The organism is Mesorhizobium sp. P2_H9, assembly GCF_056403215.1.
In genome coordinates this window covers 175,926-189,803 of sequence record NZ_JBFUFX010000011.1, presented here as the reverse complement: position 1 = coordinate 189,803, position 13,878 = coordinate 175,926, and the positions used below count along the sequence as shown (strand labels likewise).

13 protein-coding genes are annotated in these 13,878 nt (G+C 61.4%); 5 read left to right on the top strand and 8 right to left on the bottom strand.

Annotation, left to right across the window (positions count from 1 at the left end):
* Positions 1 to 7 precede the first annotated feature (7 nt).
* Entirely contained in the window at positions 8 to 1,540 is a 1,533-nt protein-coding gene (locus tag AC1DXN_RS22055) for an acyl-CoA carboxylase subunit beta (protein ID WP_477275994.1), read from the bottom strand.
* A 392-nt stretch (positions 1,541 to 1,932) separates the two neighbouring features.
* Here AC1DXN_RS22055 and AC1DXN_RS22050 point away from each other — a divergent pair, with 392 nt between their 5' ends.
* On the top strand, positions 1,933 to 3,357 hold the full coding sequence (locus AC1DXN_RS22050; protein WP_477275997.1) for a DEAD/DEAH box helicase: 1,425 nt from the start codon (positions 1,933 to 1,935) through the stop codon (positions 3,355 to 3,357).
* A 127-nt stretch (positions 3,358 to 3,484) separates the two neighbouring features.
* Here the strand turns inward: AC1DXN_RS22050 and AC1DXN_RS22045 are convergent, their stop codons facing one another.
* Both AC1DXN_RS22045 and AC1DXN_RS22040 read right to left on the bottom strand, forming a co-directional pair.
* The gene (locus AC1DXN_RS22045; protein ID WP_477275999.1) at positions 3,485 to 4,459 is read right to left on the bottom strand and encodes an alpha/beta hydrolase; all 975 of its coding nucleotides are present in this window, start codon (positions 4,457 to 4,459) and stop codon (positions 3,485 to 3,487) included.
* Positions 4,460 to 4,557: 98 nt separating this feature from the next.
* Entirely contained in the window at positions 4,558 to 5,379 is an 822-nt protein-coding gene (locus AC1DXN_RS22040) for an SDR family oxidoreductase (RefSeq protein WP_477246694.1), read from the bottom strand.
* A 214-nt stretch (positions 5,380 to 5,593) separates the two neighbouring features.
* On the opposite strand from AC1DXN_RS22040, the gene AC1DXN_RS22035 reads away from it, so the two are divergent.
* Complete coding sequence (locus AC1DXN_RS22035; RefSeq protein ID WP_477276001.1) at positions 5,594 to 6,628, top strand: cysteine synthase A; 1,035 nt, start codon at positions 5,594 to 5,596, stop codon at positions 6,626 to 6,628.
* Positions 6,628 to 7,371 (top strand): alanyl-tRNA editing protein, encoded by a 744-nt coding sequence (locus AC1DXN_RS22030; RefSeq protein WP_477276003.1) that lies wholly within the window; start codon positions 6,628 to 6,630, stop codon positions 7,369 to 7,371. The genes AC1DXN_RS22035 and AC1DXN_RS22030 overlap by 1 nt, the downstream gene beginning before the upstream one ends.
* A 135-nt stretch (positions 7,372 to 7,506) precedes the next feature.
* On the opposite strand, the gene AC1DXN_RS22025 is transcribed toward AC1DXN_RS22030, so the two are convergent.
* Positions 7,507 to 8,442, bottom strand: coding sequence for an alpha/beta fold hydrolase (locus AC1DXN_RS22025; RefSeq protein ID WP_477246700.1), 936 nt, complete (start codon positions 8,440 to 8,442; stop codon positions 7,507 to 7,509).
* Positions 8,381 to 9,274: an Lpg1974 family pore-forming outer membrane protein gene (locus tag AC1DXN_RS22020; RefSeq protein WP_477276005.1), complete on the bottom strand. Its 894-nt coding sequence runs from the start codon at positions 9,272 to 9,274 to the stop codon at positions 8,381 to 8,383. The genes AC1DXN_RS22025 and AC1DXN_RS22020 overlap by 62 nt, the downstream gene beginning before the upstream one ends.
* A 219-nt stretch (positions 9,275 to 9,493) precedes the next feature.
* Here AC1DXN_RS22020 and AC1DXN_RS22015 point away from each other — a divergent pair, with 219 nt between their 5' ends.
* A complete protein-coding gene (locus tag AC1DXN_RS22015) occupies positions 9,494 to 10,696 on the top strand; it encodes a cytochrome P450 (RefSeq protein ID WP_477276007.1) in 1,203 nt (400 codons plus the stop codon).
* A gap of 9 nt (positions 10,697 to 10,705) precedes the next feature.
* Here AC1DXN_RS22015 and AC1DXN_RS22010 read toward each other — a convergent pair whose 3' ends face one another.
* From AC1DXN_RS22010 to AC1DXN_RS22000, 3 genes are read right to left on the bottom strand one after another with little or no spacing between them, the layout of a single operon-like run.
* Complete coding sequence (locus tag AC1DXN_RS22010) at positions 10,706 to 11,515, bottom strand: hypothetical protein (protein ID WP_477276009.1); 810 nt, start codon at positions 11,513 to 11,515, stop codon at positions 10,706 to 10,708.
* A 13-nt stretch (positions 11,516 to 11,528) separates the two neighbouring features.
* Complete coding sequence (locus AC1DXN_RS22005) at positions 11,529 to 12,395, bottom strand: alpha/beta hydrolase (RefSeq protein WP_477276011.1); 867 nt, start codon at positions 12,393 to 12,395, stop codon at positions 11,529 to 11,531.
* Positions 12,395 to 12,718 carry a hypothetical protein gene (locus tag AC1DXN_RS22000; RefSeq protein ID WP_477276013.1) on the bottom strand — a complete coding sequence of 108 codons (324 nt, stop codon included), beginning with the start codon at positions 12,716 to 12,718 and terminating at the stop codon, positions 12,395 to 12,397. Before AC1DXN_RS22000 ends, AC1DXN_RS22005 begins: the two co-directional genes overlap by 1 nt.
* Before the next feature lie 303 nt (positions 12,719 to 13,021).
* Here AC1DXN_RS22000 and sseA point away from each other — a divergent pair, with 303 nt between their 5' ends.
* Positions 13,022 to 13,873 carry a 3-mercaptopyruvate sulfurtransferase gene (gene sseA / locus AC1DXN_RS21995; protein WP_477276015.1) on the top strand — a complete coding sequence of 284 codons (852 nt, stop codon included), beginning with the start codon at positions 13,022 to 13,024 and terminating at the stop codon, positions 13,871 to 13,873.
* Positions 13,874 to 13,878: the final 5 nt, after the last annotated feature.

The following is a 13,878-nucleotide window of genomic DNA, read 5'->3' as shown; positions in this document are numbered from 1 at the left end:
GACCGCCTCACAATGGGATGTTGTCGTGCTTCTTCCAGGGGTTCTGCATGTCCTTGTTGCGCAGCATGCGCAGCGCCCGCGCGATGCGGCGGCGGGTCGAGTGCGGCATGATCACCTCGTCGACATAGCCGCGCTCGGCGGCGACGAAGGGCGACAGGAAGCGATCCTCGTAAGCCTTTGTATGGGCTGCGATCTTTTCGGCGTCGCCAATGTCCTTGCGGTAGATGATCTCGACCGCGCCCCTGGCGCCCATCACTGCGATCTGTGCTGTCGGCCAGGCGTAGTTCATGTCGCCGCGCAGGTGCTTTGAGGCCATCACGTCATAGGCGCCGCCATAGGCCTTTCTGGTGATGACCGTGATCTTCGGCACGGTCGCCTCGGCATAGGCAAACAAGAGCTTGGCGCCGTGCTTGATCAGGCCGCCATATTCCTGCGCGGTGCCGGGCAGGAAGCCGGGGACGTCGACGAAGGTGACGAGGGGAATCGAAAAACAGTCGCAGAAGCGTACGAAGCGTGCGGCCTTGCGGCTGGCATCGGAATCGAGCACGCCGGCCAGCACCATCGGCTGGTTGGCGACGAAGCCGACGGTGCGGCCCTCGATGCGGCCAAAACCGGTGACGATGTTTTTGGCAAAGTTTTGCTGGATCTCGAAGAAGTCGCCTTCGTCGGCGACCTTCAGGATCAGCTCCTTGATGTCGTAGGGTTTGTTGGCGTTGTCGGGGATCAGCCGGTCGAGCGACAGGTCGTGATCGGTGACCGACTGGTAGCACTCGATCTCGGGCAGTTCAGACGTGTTGGAGGCTGGCAGCAGGTCGACCAGCCGGCGCATCTGCAGCAGCGCCTCGACATCGTTGTCATAGGCGCCGTCGGCGATCGAGGATTTGGTCGTGTGCACGGAAGCGCCGCCGAGGCTCTCGGCGGTCACCGTCTCGTTGGTGACGGTCTTCACCACATCCGGCCCGGTGACGAACATGTAGGAGGTGTCGCGGACCATGAAGATGAAGTCGGTCATGGCAGGTGAATAGACGTCACCGCCGGCGCAAGGGCCCATTATGAGCGAGATCTGCGGGATGACGCCGGACGCCAGAACATTGCGCTGAAAAATCTCGGCGTAGCCGCCAAGCGCCGCCACGCCTTCCTGGATGCGGGCGCCGCCGGCGTCGTAAAGGCCGATGATCGGCGCGCGGTTGCGCAGCGCCATCTCCTGCACCTTGATGACCTTTTCGGCGTGGGCCTCGGAGAGCGAGCCGCCGAACACGGTAAAGTCCTTGGCGAAGAGGTAGACTGGGCGGCCGTTGACCGTGCCCCAGCCGGTGACGACGCCATCGCCGGCGATCTTGGTCTTCTCCATGCCGAAATCGGTCGAGCGATGTTCGACATACATATCGAACTCCTCGAACGAGCCCTCGTCGAGAAACACTTCGATGCGTTCACGGGCGGTGAGCTTGCCCTTGCTGTGCTGGGCGTCGATGCGAGCCTGGCCGCCGCCCATCCGGGCGATCTCGCGGCGGCGCTCGAGTTCCTTCAGCACGTCCTTCATGGTCGGTCCCCCCAAACGGAAAGCTTGTGTTTTGTGGTAATGATGCCCGCAAGCGAGCGCAAGCGCCGCTTTCGCGGTCGATTTGCTGCGCTGCAGCATGACGCCCCTTGCATTCCGGGGCGAACTCAGCCATATGCAGCCCATAGGCGCTTGGGCCGGGAGATTCCGGCCTTCTCGACAAATGAGACTGGTTGCGTCTGTTTTCCCTCTTTCCGGTTGTTCGGCAAGGTGGCGGAAAAGCCCCGTGGCATGATGCCTGCGGGCACGACAGCGCAGCCGAGTGGACGTTAGCGTCCGCCCGCCTTGTCGTTTCATATCAATTTTTTCGACGGCAGGTTGCGCCCTGCCGCCATTGATGTTTGCGGCCAGGAGCCGCGTGAAAGAAGACTATTTTGACCAACGAAAACACTTTGGCCGGTAACACCGCTTTGACCGGCAACACTTCGGAACTCACCGGTTTCGCAGCACTTGGAATCACGGGCGCGCTGCTCAAGGCCACCCACGCCGCCGGCTTCACCGAACCGAAGCCGATCCAGACCCAGGCGATCCCGCCGCAGCTCGAAGGCCGCGACATTTTCGGTATCGCCCAGACCGGCTCCGGCAAGACCGCGGCGTTCGCGCTGCCGATCCTGTCGAAGATCATTGCGCTCGGCACCAAGCGCCGGCCGAAGACGGCGCGTGCGCTGATCCTGGCGCCGACCCGCGAACTCGCCGTACAGATCGAAGACATGATCAAGCTGCTCGCCAAGGGCGCGCATGTCTCGACCGCACTCGTGCTTGGCGGCGTCTCGCGCTTCAGCCAGGTGAAGAAGGTTGCGCCCGGCGTCGACATCCTGATCGCCACACCCGGCCGCCTGACCGACCTGGTGCGCGAAGGCGATCTCATTCTCTCCGACACCAAATGGCTGGTGCTGGACGAGGGCGACCGCATGCTCGACATGGGCTTCATCAATGACGTCAAGCGCATCGCCAAGGCGACCGCGCCGGACCGTCAGACGGTGCTGTTCTCGGCGACGATGCCGGCCGAAATCGCCGAACTGGCGAAAGGCCTGTTGAAGAACCCGATCCGCGTCGAAGTCGCCCCGCACAGCACTGCAGCGGCCGAGATCGTTCAGGGCGTTGTCTTTGCCCGCACCAAGCAGAAGCGCCAGGTGCTGTCGACAATGCTCGCCGACGAGGCAATGAAATCCGTCATCATCTTTTCGCGCACCAAGCATGGTGCCGACCGGGTGACCAAGGACCTCGAGCGCGACGGCTTCAAGGCCGCCGTCATCCACGGCAACAAGTCGCAGAATGCCCGCCAGAAGGCGCTCAACGATTTCCGCGAGGGCTCGGTGCGCATTCTGGTGGCGACCGATATCGCGGCGCGCGGCATCGATGTGCCCGGCATCAGCCATGTGGTGAATTTCGACCTGCCGGATGAAGCGGAAAGCTATGTCCACCGCATCGGCCGCACCGGCCGTAACGGCATGGACGGCATCGCGATCACGCTTTGCGATCCGTCCGAAAACAGCAAATTGCGCCAGGTCGAGCGCATCATCCGCACCAAGCTGCCGATCGTTGCCGACCATCTCGGCAACCCCGATCCGCAGCGCAATCCGGCTGAAAAGAACGAGCGCTTCGAGCCGGCCAATGATCGCAACGACCGCAACGGCCGTCGCGACGGCAGGCGACCCGGTGGCCACAGCAACGGCAAGCCGCGCTTTGGCGACAAGCCGGCCTTTGCCGGCGAGCGCAAGCCGGAAGGCGCCAAGCCCTTCAAGGGCAACAACAAGCGCCGCTTCGGCGGCAAGCGGCCCGCCGCGCGGGCTGCGTAAGCAGATTTGGGCTGCGTCCGAGCATCTGGTCTCGGCTTGCAGTCAAATTGAAATGAGGGCGACCGGAGCGATGCTTCGGTCGCCCTTTTCGTTTGGCGGGACGGGCATCATTCGACGTGTCGGATCGCTATTGCGTGATCGCCTCGACCCAAACGACGATCCGCTGCGCCAGGAAGGCCGTGGTCGATGGCGACAGCGCGTCGCCGGCAATGACGTGGTCGTCGGGGTCGCCGTTGTCGTCGACCGGCACCAGTTCGTGGGCGCCGCCCCAGCGCCCGGCGATTTCGCGGGTACGGTCTTCGCGCACCACCTTGTCGGAATCCGAAAAAATGAACAAAGCCGGGATGGCCGCCTTCTCCACCGGCGCGCTATAGGCAAGTTCGGTCAGCGCCTGCATCGGCAAGGTCGCTTCGATCGGGTAGCGGTAGGTCCAGAATTTTTCATGCAGCGCGTTTCGCGGCACGAAGGCGTGCTCCTTGCCGGCGACCAGCCGGGCGATCTGTTTCCCCCACGGCATAGTCAGGAGCTCGGCGCCCGACGCCTTGACGCCGAAGTTCGGTGAAATGAACGCAATCGCAGCAACGCCGTCAGACGCGCCTGGCTGCGTTGCAGCCCACACCGCCAGCGAGCCGCCGGTCGAGGTGCAGATGACGATCACCTTGTCGCCGATCGCCCGGCCGATGGCGAGCGCTTCCTCATAGTCGTTGATCCAGGCGTTGACACTGCCTTGCGTCATCGCGGCTCCGTCCTGTCCGTGACCGGTGAGGCGGGTGTAGAAAAGGTTGGCGTCGAGCTGGTCGGCGACGTCGTCGGGCAGCGGACGAACCTCGCCCTTCGACGCCGAAAAGCCGTGGATATAGACGATCGCCAGCGGCGTTTTGGCGTGAACCATCGGATTGGCCCAGATGATCTCTTTCTCCAGCCCGTCGCGAATTCCCGGCACGGCGGCCTCTTCGCGCGCCAGATACGCCTGCGGATCGTCGCCGATCCCCTTGGGATCGAAGCGGATCGTTGTGTCGACAGGGACGCGCGGGCCAAGCACGAAGGCCAAAGCGAGGACGACCAGCAGGCCCAGTACCGCAAGCACGATCCGTCGCCCCATCGCAGACTCCACGCAAGACTTGCCAACCTATGGCTGTGATTGCAAACAGACAATTGGCATCCCGCCGATGATGGGATCGCCAAATTTTACGAACGGCTCTATTCGCTCGGCGGCTTGCGGTCGTAATTGAGCGGTCGCGCCTGCCAGTGGGTCGCGGTGCTGATGAACCATCGGCAGAACGGCCTCGGCAGGATGCTGAGCAACTTCAGACCCCAGCTCAGCCGGCGCGGAAACGTGACTTCGAAGCCGCCGGATCTGATGCCTTTGGCCATACGCCGCGAAGCACGGTTCACCGGCATCAGGCCGGGCATCGGCAGCATGTTCTTTTCCGTCAGCGGCGTGTCGATGAAGCCCGGATTCATCACCTGGATGCGGACATTCATCTTGTCGAAATCGTATTTCAGCGATTCGGCCAGGATGTTGATCGCTGCCTTGGTGCCGCCATAGGCGGCCGTGGTCGGCCAGCCGAAATAGGCGGTGACGGAACCGACCAAGACGACATGGCCGCGGGCGCGGACGCGCATGCGTTCGATGACCGGCACCAGGCCGTTGATGATGCCGAAATAATTGACGTCGAAAGACCGGTGGAAATCGCGGATGGCGAGGTCTTCGCCGGGGGTCGCGATATAATTTCCGGCGTTGAACACGGCTAGCACGATTGGGCCGAGATCTTTCTCGATCGCCGCGACCGTCCTGGCCATGCGCTTCTCGTCGGTGACGTCGCAGGGGTAGGCCGTGACGCGACCCGGCATCTGCGCCGTCTCGACAACAAGTGTGTCGATCGGGTCGTCATCAAGCGCCGTCACCGCGACGGCGTAACCTTGCGCCGCGAGATCCTTGGCCAGGGAACGGCCGATGCCGCTGCTGCCGCCGGTGATCCAGGCGACGCCGTGTTTCGGGTTGGCCCGATAGAGTGTCATGCTGCGCCCTGCGAAACTGTTGCTAGTGCTCTAGCGGCGAAGGAATTGAATGAAAAGAGCGCTTTTCTGCACATGGTTGAAATGAATGCCGGGGCGCAGCCGCCGTTTCAGAAAATTGCAGTGCCCGAAATGCGACTGTGCCAGTCGATTCTTGCCTTGAAACCGAAGCTTCGGGTTTCTAGGGTTCCGCCGCACGCTACACAAGGAATCCTTGATGCCCCGTTCTGTGATCGACGCGATCGGCAACACACCCCTGATCCGCCTCAACAAGGCCTCGGAAGAGACCGGCTGCGAGATACTGGGCAAGGCCGAGTTCATGAACCCGGGCCAGTCGGTCAAGGACCGTGCCGGCCTGTTCATCATCCGCGATGCCGAACAGCGCGGGCTGCTGAAGCCGGGTGGCGTCATCGTCGAGGGAACCGCCGGCAATACCGGCATCGGCTTGACGCTGGTCGCCAAGGCACTCGGATATCGCACCGTCATCGTCATTCCCGATACACAGAGCCAGGAGAAGAAGGACACGATCAAACTGCTCGGCGCCGAGCTGATCGAAGTGCCCGCCGTGCCCTACAAGAACCCGAACAACTACGTGAAACTGTCGGGCCGCCTGGCCGAGCAGATGGCGCGGTCGGAGCCGAAGGGTGCGATCTGGGCCAACCAGTTCGACAATGTCGCCAATCGCGATGGCCATATCCGCACCACGGCGCAGGAGATCTGGAACCAGACTGGCGGCAAGGTCGATGGTTTCGTCTCGGCAGTCGGCTCCGGCGGTACGCTGGCCGGCGTCGCTTCCGGGCTCAAGGCCAAAAGCAAGAACGTCAAGATTGCGCTCGCCGATCCGCTCGGCGCCGCGCTCTACTCCTTCTACACCAGCGGCGAATTGAAGTCCGACGGCAGCTCGATCACCGAAGGCATAGGGCAGGGGCGCATCACGGCCAATCTCGAAGGGTTCACGCCTGACTTCTCGTTCCAGGTTCCGGATGAGGAAGCGCTGCCGATCGTCTTCGACCTGATCCAGGAAGAGGGCCTGTGTGTCGGCGGTTCAACCGGTATCAACATTGCCGGCGCGATCCGGCTGGCGCGCGAGCTTGGCCCGGGCCACACCATCGTGACCATCCTGGCCGACTACGGCACGCGTTATCAGTCGAAGCTGTTCAACCCGGACTTCCTGCGCGAGAAGAACCTGCCGGTGCCGGGCTGGATGGACGAGCGCAGCACGATTTCGGTGCCGTTCGAGAAGGACGTGTGATGGCGCACAAGACCGAAGCGCTGTTTCGCGACGACGCCTATCTCAGGACGGCTGAGGCAATGGTCGTCGCCGTCAACGACCGCGGCGGCATTATTTTGGACCATACGATCTTCTACGCCACGTCGGGTGGCCAGCCGGGTGACACCGGTACGCTGGAGCGCGCCGACGGCAGCCGCATCGCCATCGCCGCCACCATCACCGGCGAGACCAAGGACGAAATCATCCATGTGCCGGCGCCGGAGCAGACGGTTCCTGCCGTTGGCGAGCGGCTGAAACTCGTCATCGACTGGGAGCGGCGGCACCTCTTGATGCGCATGCATGCCGCCTGCCATTTGCTCACCGTCGTCTGCCCGTTCCCGATCACCGGCGCTTCGGTTTCCGAGGATGACAGCCGTGTCGACTTCGACGCTCCGGATGCCGGTTTCACCAAAGAGGATGTGACCGCAGGCCTGATGGAACTGGTGCGGGCCGATCATCCGATCTTTGTCAGGCTGATCACCGACGAAGAACTGGCAGCCAATCCCGGGCTGGTGAAATCCAAGAATGTCCGCCCGCCTGTCGGTACCGGCAAGATCCGCCTGGTCTGTATTGGCGAGAATGCTTCGATCGACAGCCAGCCTTGCGGCGGCACGCATGTGACAAGCACTGGCGAAGTCGGCGAGATCCATATCGGCAAGATCGAAAAGAAGGGCCGCGAGAACCGGCGCTTCCGCATACGCTTTGGACCGATGCCGGCGGGTTAAGGCAGGCTACAGCGGGCCTTTCGCAAACACCTCGTCTATAGTTCCACCCCAATGGAATCGGGATGGGGCTCTATCTTCTTGTTTGAGCATGATCTTTCCCGAAAACCGGATTCCGCTTTTCGGGATCATGCTCGATCAGGCAAGATGGCGGAAACTGGAAGGCGGTCGCGCCACCCACGCTTCGATCTGCTCTGTGACGAACTTGGCTGCCTGATGGTGGATGAAATGACCGGCGCCGGGCAACGCTATCAGTGAGCTCACGTTGTCGACCTCGCGGAACGTGCCGTCAAAGGCGCTGGCTGGAACATAGGGATCGTCGGTGCCGAACAGGACCAGGGTTGGCGCCTTTACGAGAGGCAGTTGCCCGATATCGGGCACTCTGCCAAGCGGTATGTTTGCCCTGTAGTAGCCCAGCATTGCTTCCGGATCGGATCGCCTGAGCGCGTCTATCAAGGCCTGCCTGTCCTGCGGATCGTTAACCCATGTGGCGAGTTCGTCTATGTTCAGCATCTGGGCCGCGCCGGGGACCTGGAAACGGCGTATGTACCCCGTGATCTCGGCATTGGCCGGATCGGCAATGGCACGCAGATGGTTGCGCGGGTGCGGCGTCGACAGCAGGATGAGATGGCGCACGACCTGCGGCACGCGTATGGCCAGCCACCACGCGATGATGCCGCCCCAGTCATGGCCGACAATCGCGGCCTGGGTCAGCTTTTCCGCTGCAAGAACGGCGAGCACGTCGTTGACCAGGTGTGTCAGCACATAGTTGCCGTGGCCCTGCGGCGCATCGCTTTGTCCGAAACCCCGCAGGTCCGGCGCGATCACGCGATAGCGGCCGCAAAGCGCTTGCATCTGCCGACGCCAGCCCATTCCGTGATCCGGGAAGCCGTGCAGAAAAACGATCGGCGGGCCAGAGCCCGCCGCCGTATAGTGCAATTTGACCCCGCCGTTGATCGCGATCCTGGCTTCGAACTCCGCCCCCAAGCTCACCGGATGCCGGCCGCCGCCGTCACATCTTGACTTCGAGGCGAAGGAACGGCCCGTGGAAGGTCTGGGTGCTGCTGTCCGCATTGATAAGCAGATTATGCCACTGCTCGATCTTGTACCCGGCCGTAAAGGTGGCGCCCTGGAGGGGCGTCCAGCTCAAGCCGGCAGAGGCGTCGACATTGGTGACCGTCTGGTTGGCGGACTCGCTCCCCAACGTGACAGAGCCATGTTCACCTGTTGTGAAGTCGTATCTGAATCCAGCGCCGTTTTCGCGGCGGCCCCACATGACGGAGCCGGAAACCGCGCCTGTCAGCCCCCAGCTTTCGCCCAGCGGGTAGTATGCCTCGGCGCCTACACGCGGGCCAATGCCCCAATATTCCGACGATCCAATCTTGTCGAAGGTACCGCCCTTGTCGGCCGGATCGTCCGGGGCGAAGCTTTCGGAAAGAACACCTCTTTCATCCGAATGCACCAGTCGCAGACCGCCAAAGAAGCGGATATCGGCAGACTGAACCTTGACGTGCTTGCCGACATCGAAATCGAACGCCTGGAAGCTGTAGTCGTCGCCGTAGCCTACCGTCAAAAACCCAGGATCGTTACCCGTTATCTGGCCACCCACGTCCCAGGAACGGTTCTTGCCCAGGTGAAACGCGCCTGCAAGGCGCCAGTCCATGTCCGAAGAAATCTGCTTGGTCAGCGCGATCGAACCTGAGAAGTCACCATTGCTGTTTCCAAGCTTGTCGGTGCCGCCGGTCTTGTCGTCCTGGTGGACGTTGTTTTGATAAAACGCTCCCTCGAAGGCGATCTTGACGCGTGAATCGATCACCGACGGGTCTGTGACCTTCGCATCCTCCGCGTGCGCGGCAACCACGCCTGCGGAAGTCACCGAAGCAGCGGATGCCGCGACAGTCGCCAACAATTTACCAGGTGCCCGAGCTCGCATACTTACCCCCGCCTAGAATCCTGCCCCAGATCCAACATTGCAGACATAACCTAACGGGACATTGCAGCAAGTCCGGCCAGCAACTTTGCGGCGTGGTGTTGCGGCCTTGCAACGGTGCCTCGGTAGCGCCGGTGGACAGATGTGGTAAGCGTCGCGCCAGGGCTGACCGAGCCTCGGCTGACAGGGGGTTTGGTGGACAATCCAGCGCAAATCGAAAGCGTGCTCAACAATCTTGTCTATGCGCTTTTCGCCCAGAGCGGGGAGGTGGGGCCGAATGGCAAGGTCCGAGATCTCGGCAATCTGACTGTCTTCGACAATCCGGAGGCCGTCGACGGCATCGTCAAGGCGCCGGAGCTCTTCCGAAAGAACTTCTCCCTGATCTCGGCCCTCGGGTTTAGCCGCTTCAACACCAACGACGAGGACTGGTCTGTCCGGCGCGCCATCACCCAAGATGTTTACCTGGCGGCCGCCAGGCCGGCGCAGCAGCATCCCGTGGCGGAAATCTTTGCTGCCAGTCTTTCCGGCGCCGACGCTACGCTACCTGCGATTCAGCAAGCCCTGTTCGCTGCGTCGATGACGATATTTTACCGGGCTTTCGGTCTTGTTCCCGACATGGCGGCTACACTCTTGCTGCTCGACAGGGTGCGCGATGTGTTGAGGCGTCTCCAATATTATTCCTGGGTGACCCCGACGACCGCCGAGCGCGCGAATGCTATCCAGGATGCCCGCGCGGTGATTGCCGATTTCGCATCGCTGCTGATGGCGGATTCCCGGGCGGCGGCCGAGATGGACCGCTTTAGAAGCGAGGCCCGCGACCTTGAAGGCTTTTCGCCAGTGGAGGAGTTCGTCATGAATTTCTTCGCCGGCGTCGAGACGACTGTAACGACCGTACTTTGGGTAATCGATCGGCTGGGGGCCAACCAGCAGGTGCAGGAGCGCATCCATGCCGAGGTTGCCGCGAACGCGGCCGAGACGCCCTATACCGACTGCTTCATCAACGAGACGATGCGCTATTTCCCTCCGATACCGTTTCTGACCCGCGAAGTCGGCGCCGACACGGCGCTCGACGGCCGCGACTTACGCGCCGGGCAGCTCATCATGGTGTCGATCATAGGCGTGCACCAGCATCCAGCCTTCTGGGAAAACCCACGCACCTTCGACGCCAGCAGGAAGGAATTCATCGAGAACAGCTTCGACCGACGGGCTTTTATTCCGTTTCTAACCGGGCCGCGCATGTGTGGTGGCGCGCGTCTTGGCCGGCTGGAAGTCAAAGAGGCTGTCCTCGCGGCAATCCGCCAGTTCGCGTTCAGCCGTGCCGACGATGTGATCCGGTTCGATTATGCGCTGGCACTGCGCCCGGCGGAGGGGAGTTCGGTCAGTGTTTCGCGTCGATGACGCGCAAGGTCAGGCATGTTCCTGCCAGAACCGCCGGATACAACCCCCGAATTGCCTTCCGATCATGGTCTTGAACTCGACATCATGCGCATAGCGCTTGCTTGTCGATATGGCTTTTGACTTCAGCGCCAAGCCCGGGAACCATGTGCTCATTGTGGCGGATGCGTTTTCCTGCTGGTCCGCGATAAAGTCCTCGTAGAAGACATGAGCCACCCTGCGGCGATCAACAGTGTTCAGGTAATTTTTCCACCTGATTTCGCTATCGAAAATATACTGCGCGGTGTCTCGAACAACTTTCTCGCTCAAAATTGTCACCATGGGAATCCCAGGCAGCTTCTCCTGACTGTCGAACGGCTGGCCCGTGTGGAGCACCGAGAGCAGGCTGATGGTCTGATCTATTTTGTTTCTTCTCGAGAGGAAAACGTAGAACGAGCTGTGGTCGTCATCGCCGATTGAACTGCGTGCGAATGGCAGGTTCTCATAGAAGATCTTGGCGCTGAAAACGCCGTTCTCAGCCCTTTTCTCCAGGAGATGGCGGCCGTAGGCCGGCGCCTGCTGATTGAGTTTTTCAAGGTCCATTGTACCGTCGATCGACCACCGTCTCATCAGCGGCAAGGCATACTGCCACTGAAAATACTCGGTGGGTATTCCCAGACCGAACTGCTGCAGTACCCGACAATAGGAATGGCCGGCGGTTCGCGGAGTCGTGCAAACCAGGATCTTGGCGGGATTTTCGACCAAGCTTTGGCGGTCGTAGGTCTCGGCGATGAACTTGCTGTATAAATCGTCGAATTGCATTTCCGGAATCATCCCCGCCACGACAGATCCAGTTTCAGACGGCAGACAGGAAACCCAGGATGAGCAGAGCCTGGTCCAGTGTCATCAGCGACGGCGGATTGCCCGCATCGATATTGTCGACAAGTCCCAGATCTGGCCGTATCGCCCGCGTGCGGTCAATGGCCGGCCTGTCAATGAAATGGCTGTCCCGGCCGTACATCAGCAGAATGCGGGCGTCGATCTTTGCCGCGATCGGAAAAAGGTCATATTCGCGTCCGGTCATGGCTCCGAAATTTCCAGTTGTGGCAGGGTCGTAAGCCAACCGGAAACCATCCTGACTGGCCGCGATCCTGTTCTCGACATAGCGGTTAAATACCGCTTCCTCGACCGGACCCATGACGGCCTTGGTGGCGCTCAGATAATCCTTCGCCACCGCGCGGGTCTCGAACGCAAGCGTACTTTCCTTCATGACTTCGTCTCTCATCGCGTCGACCTTCGGTCCGCCGAGCATTGGCACGTCGTTGAGAACGATCTTCGCGGCCTTGGAGCGCGTCATGTGCAGAAACAGAAGTAAGATCGTGCCGCCCCACGAAGTACCGATGAAGTGGTTCTCCGTACCAGCGAACTCACCGAGTGCACGCAGGCATTTGGAGTAGACGTTGATGTCGTATCCTGAACCCAGATAGGCGCTGCGCCCGCGTCCCAACAGGTCCGGGCAGATCACCAGGAAGCCGTTACGGCACAGGAAAGCGGCAAGGTAGTCAAAGTCGGCCCCGTTGCCGGTGAAGCCGTGCAGGCAGAAGACTGTCGCACGCGGTGTGCCGGCAGGCCGCCAGATGCGCACGAACATTGCGGCATAGCGGTCATCCAGCCGGATGAGAATCTCTTGCGTCAGCGCCTCGGCGGATTCGACCGATTGCATCAGACGTCGCGCTTGCGGACGGCTCGCTTGACCGAGCCGCGGTTGTCGATGAAGTCGCGTTTCCAGAATACTGATTTGTCGAGGTTGATGAGTTTGGCTTTTTTGATCAGCGGCAGGATATGGGACGAGGATCGCGTCGCCAGCACCGTCACCGCTGTAGCATCGCCGTCGGGGAAGGGATTAAGCGGCCCGCCATTTATCGCCCAGGCCTCGGCTATCTCGCGGCTGGTTTGGATCCAACCGACATAAGCGACGATGGCATCGTCGATCGAGCCGATCATGTGCGTCTGCTGATCCAGCTGGTAACGAAGCGTCTTCACCATCAGGCCGAACTCGTAGCCGTCGAAAGGCGGATAGTGCGCAACGAAGTTGCAGACAAGTCCGAGCGAAAGCGGATTGCTGGGAATACGGGAAAACAGAAGATTGCTCATGCCGAGATTATTGACCCCGCCCACCCCAGATCATAACGATCAATCCGTACTCGCCACGAAACACGAAAACAATCGGTATCAACGGACTGCGGCGACTGACTGTGTCGCGTATCCAAACCGAATGTCGCGCGCTCGGAACGCATCCAGGTTGTCAAGCCAAACAAGTTTTGCCGAGGGTGGAGCAGGAGAAAAAGAATGGCCGAAGACAGTCCCTTCACCGTCGACGCGGATTGGTTGCAGAAGCGTCTCGGCGAGCCGGGCCTGACGATCATCGATGCATCCTGGTATTTGCCGGCGCAGAAGCGCGACGCGCGCGCAGAATATGAGGCGGCGCACATTCCGGGCGCACGGTTCCTCGATCAGGACGCGATCTCGGACCCGGATTCGCCGCTGCCGCACACGCTGCCGTCGCCGCAGCATTTTGCCCAATATGTCGGCGCGATGGGTATTTCTGCCGACGACACCATCGTCATCTATGACGGTCCGGGGTTTTTCTCCGCGCCGCGGGGGTGGTGGATGTTCAGGGTGATGGGCGTCTTCCAGGTCTATATTCTGGATGGCGGTTTCGACCGCTGGAAAGCAGAAGGTCGGCCGGTGACGGCCGAGCCGACGAAAATGGCGCCAAACGTGTTTCATGCCGATTTCGATGCCGCACGTGTCGCCAGCCTTGCCGACATGCGCCGTATCGTCGAGACGAAAGAAAGCCAGATCGCCGACGCCCGCGGAGCGGGCCGCTTTACTGGCGCGGAGCCCGAGCCTCGCGCCGGCATCCGTTCCGGTCATATGCCGGGTGCGCGCAACGTGCCGGCGTCGGCGCTTTCCGAAAATGGCGAGTTTCTGTCCAAGGACCGGTTGCGCAAGGTGGTGGAGGACGCCGGCATCGACCTGTCGAAGCCTGTCGTCACCTCTTGCGGTTCAGGTATCACGGCCGCGGTGATCACGCTGGCGCTGGAAACGCTTGGCCATACCGACAACAGGCTCTACGACGGCTCATGGACGGAATGGGGCGGGCTTGGCGATACGCCGGTGGCGACGGGCAAGGAATGACTGTG

Coding starts and splice junctions, on each gene's coding strand:
- AC1DXN_RS22000 (WP_477276013.1), bottom strand. CDS start 12,718: ATGGTGAAGACGCTTCGTTACCAGCTGGATCAGCAGACGCACATGATC.
- AC1DXN_RS22025 (WP_477246700.1), bottom strand. CDS start 8,442: ATGCGGACAGCAGCACCCAGACCTTCCACGGGCCGTTCCTTCGCCTCG.
- AC1DXN_RS22030 (WP_477276003.1), top strand. CDS start 6,628: ATGGCGCACAAGACCGAAGCGCTGTTTCGCGACGACGCCTATCTCAGG.
- AC1DXN_RS22045 (WP_477275999.1), bottom strand. CDS start 4,459: ATGGGGCGACGGATCGTGCTTGCGGTACTGGGCCTGCTGGTCGTCCTC.
- AC1DXN_RS22055 (WP_477275994.1), bottom strand. CDS start 1,540: ATGAAGGACGTGCTGAAGGAACTCGAGCGCCGCCGCGAGATCGCCCGG.
- sseA (WP_477276015.1), top strand. CDS start 13,022: ATGGCCGAAGACAGTCCCTTCACCGTCGACGCGGATTGGTTGCAGAAG.
- AC1DXN_RS22005 (WP_477276011.1), bottom strand. CDS start 12,395: ATGCAATCGGTCGAATCCGCCGAGGCGCTGACGCAAGAGATTCTCATC.
- AC1DXN_RS22035 (WP_477276001.1), top strand. CDS start 5,594: ATGCCCCGTTCTGTGATCGACGCGATCGGCAACACACCCCTGATCCGC.
- AC1DXN_RS22040 (WP_477246694.1), bottom strand. CDS start 5,379: ATGACACTCTATCGGGCCAACCCGAAACACGGCGTCGCCTGGATCACC.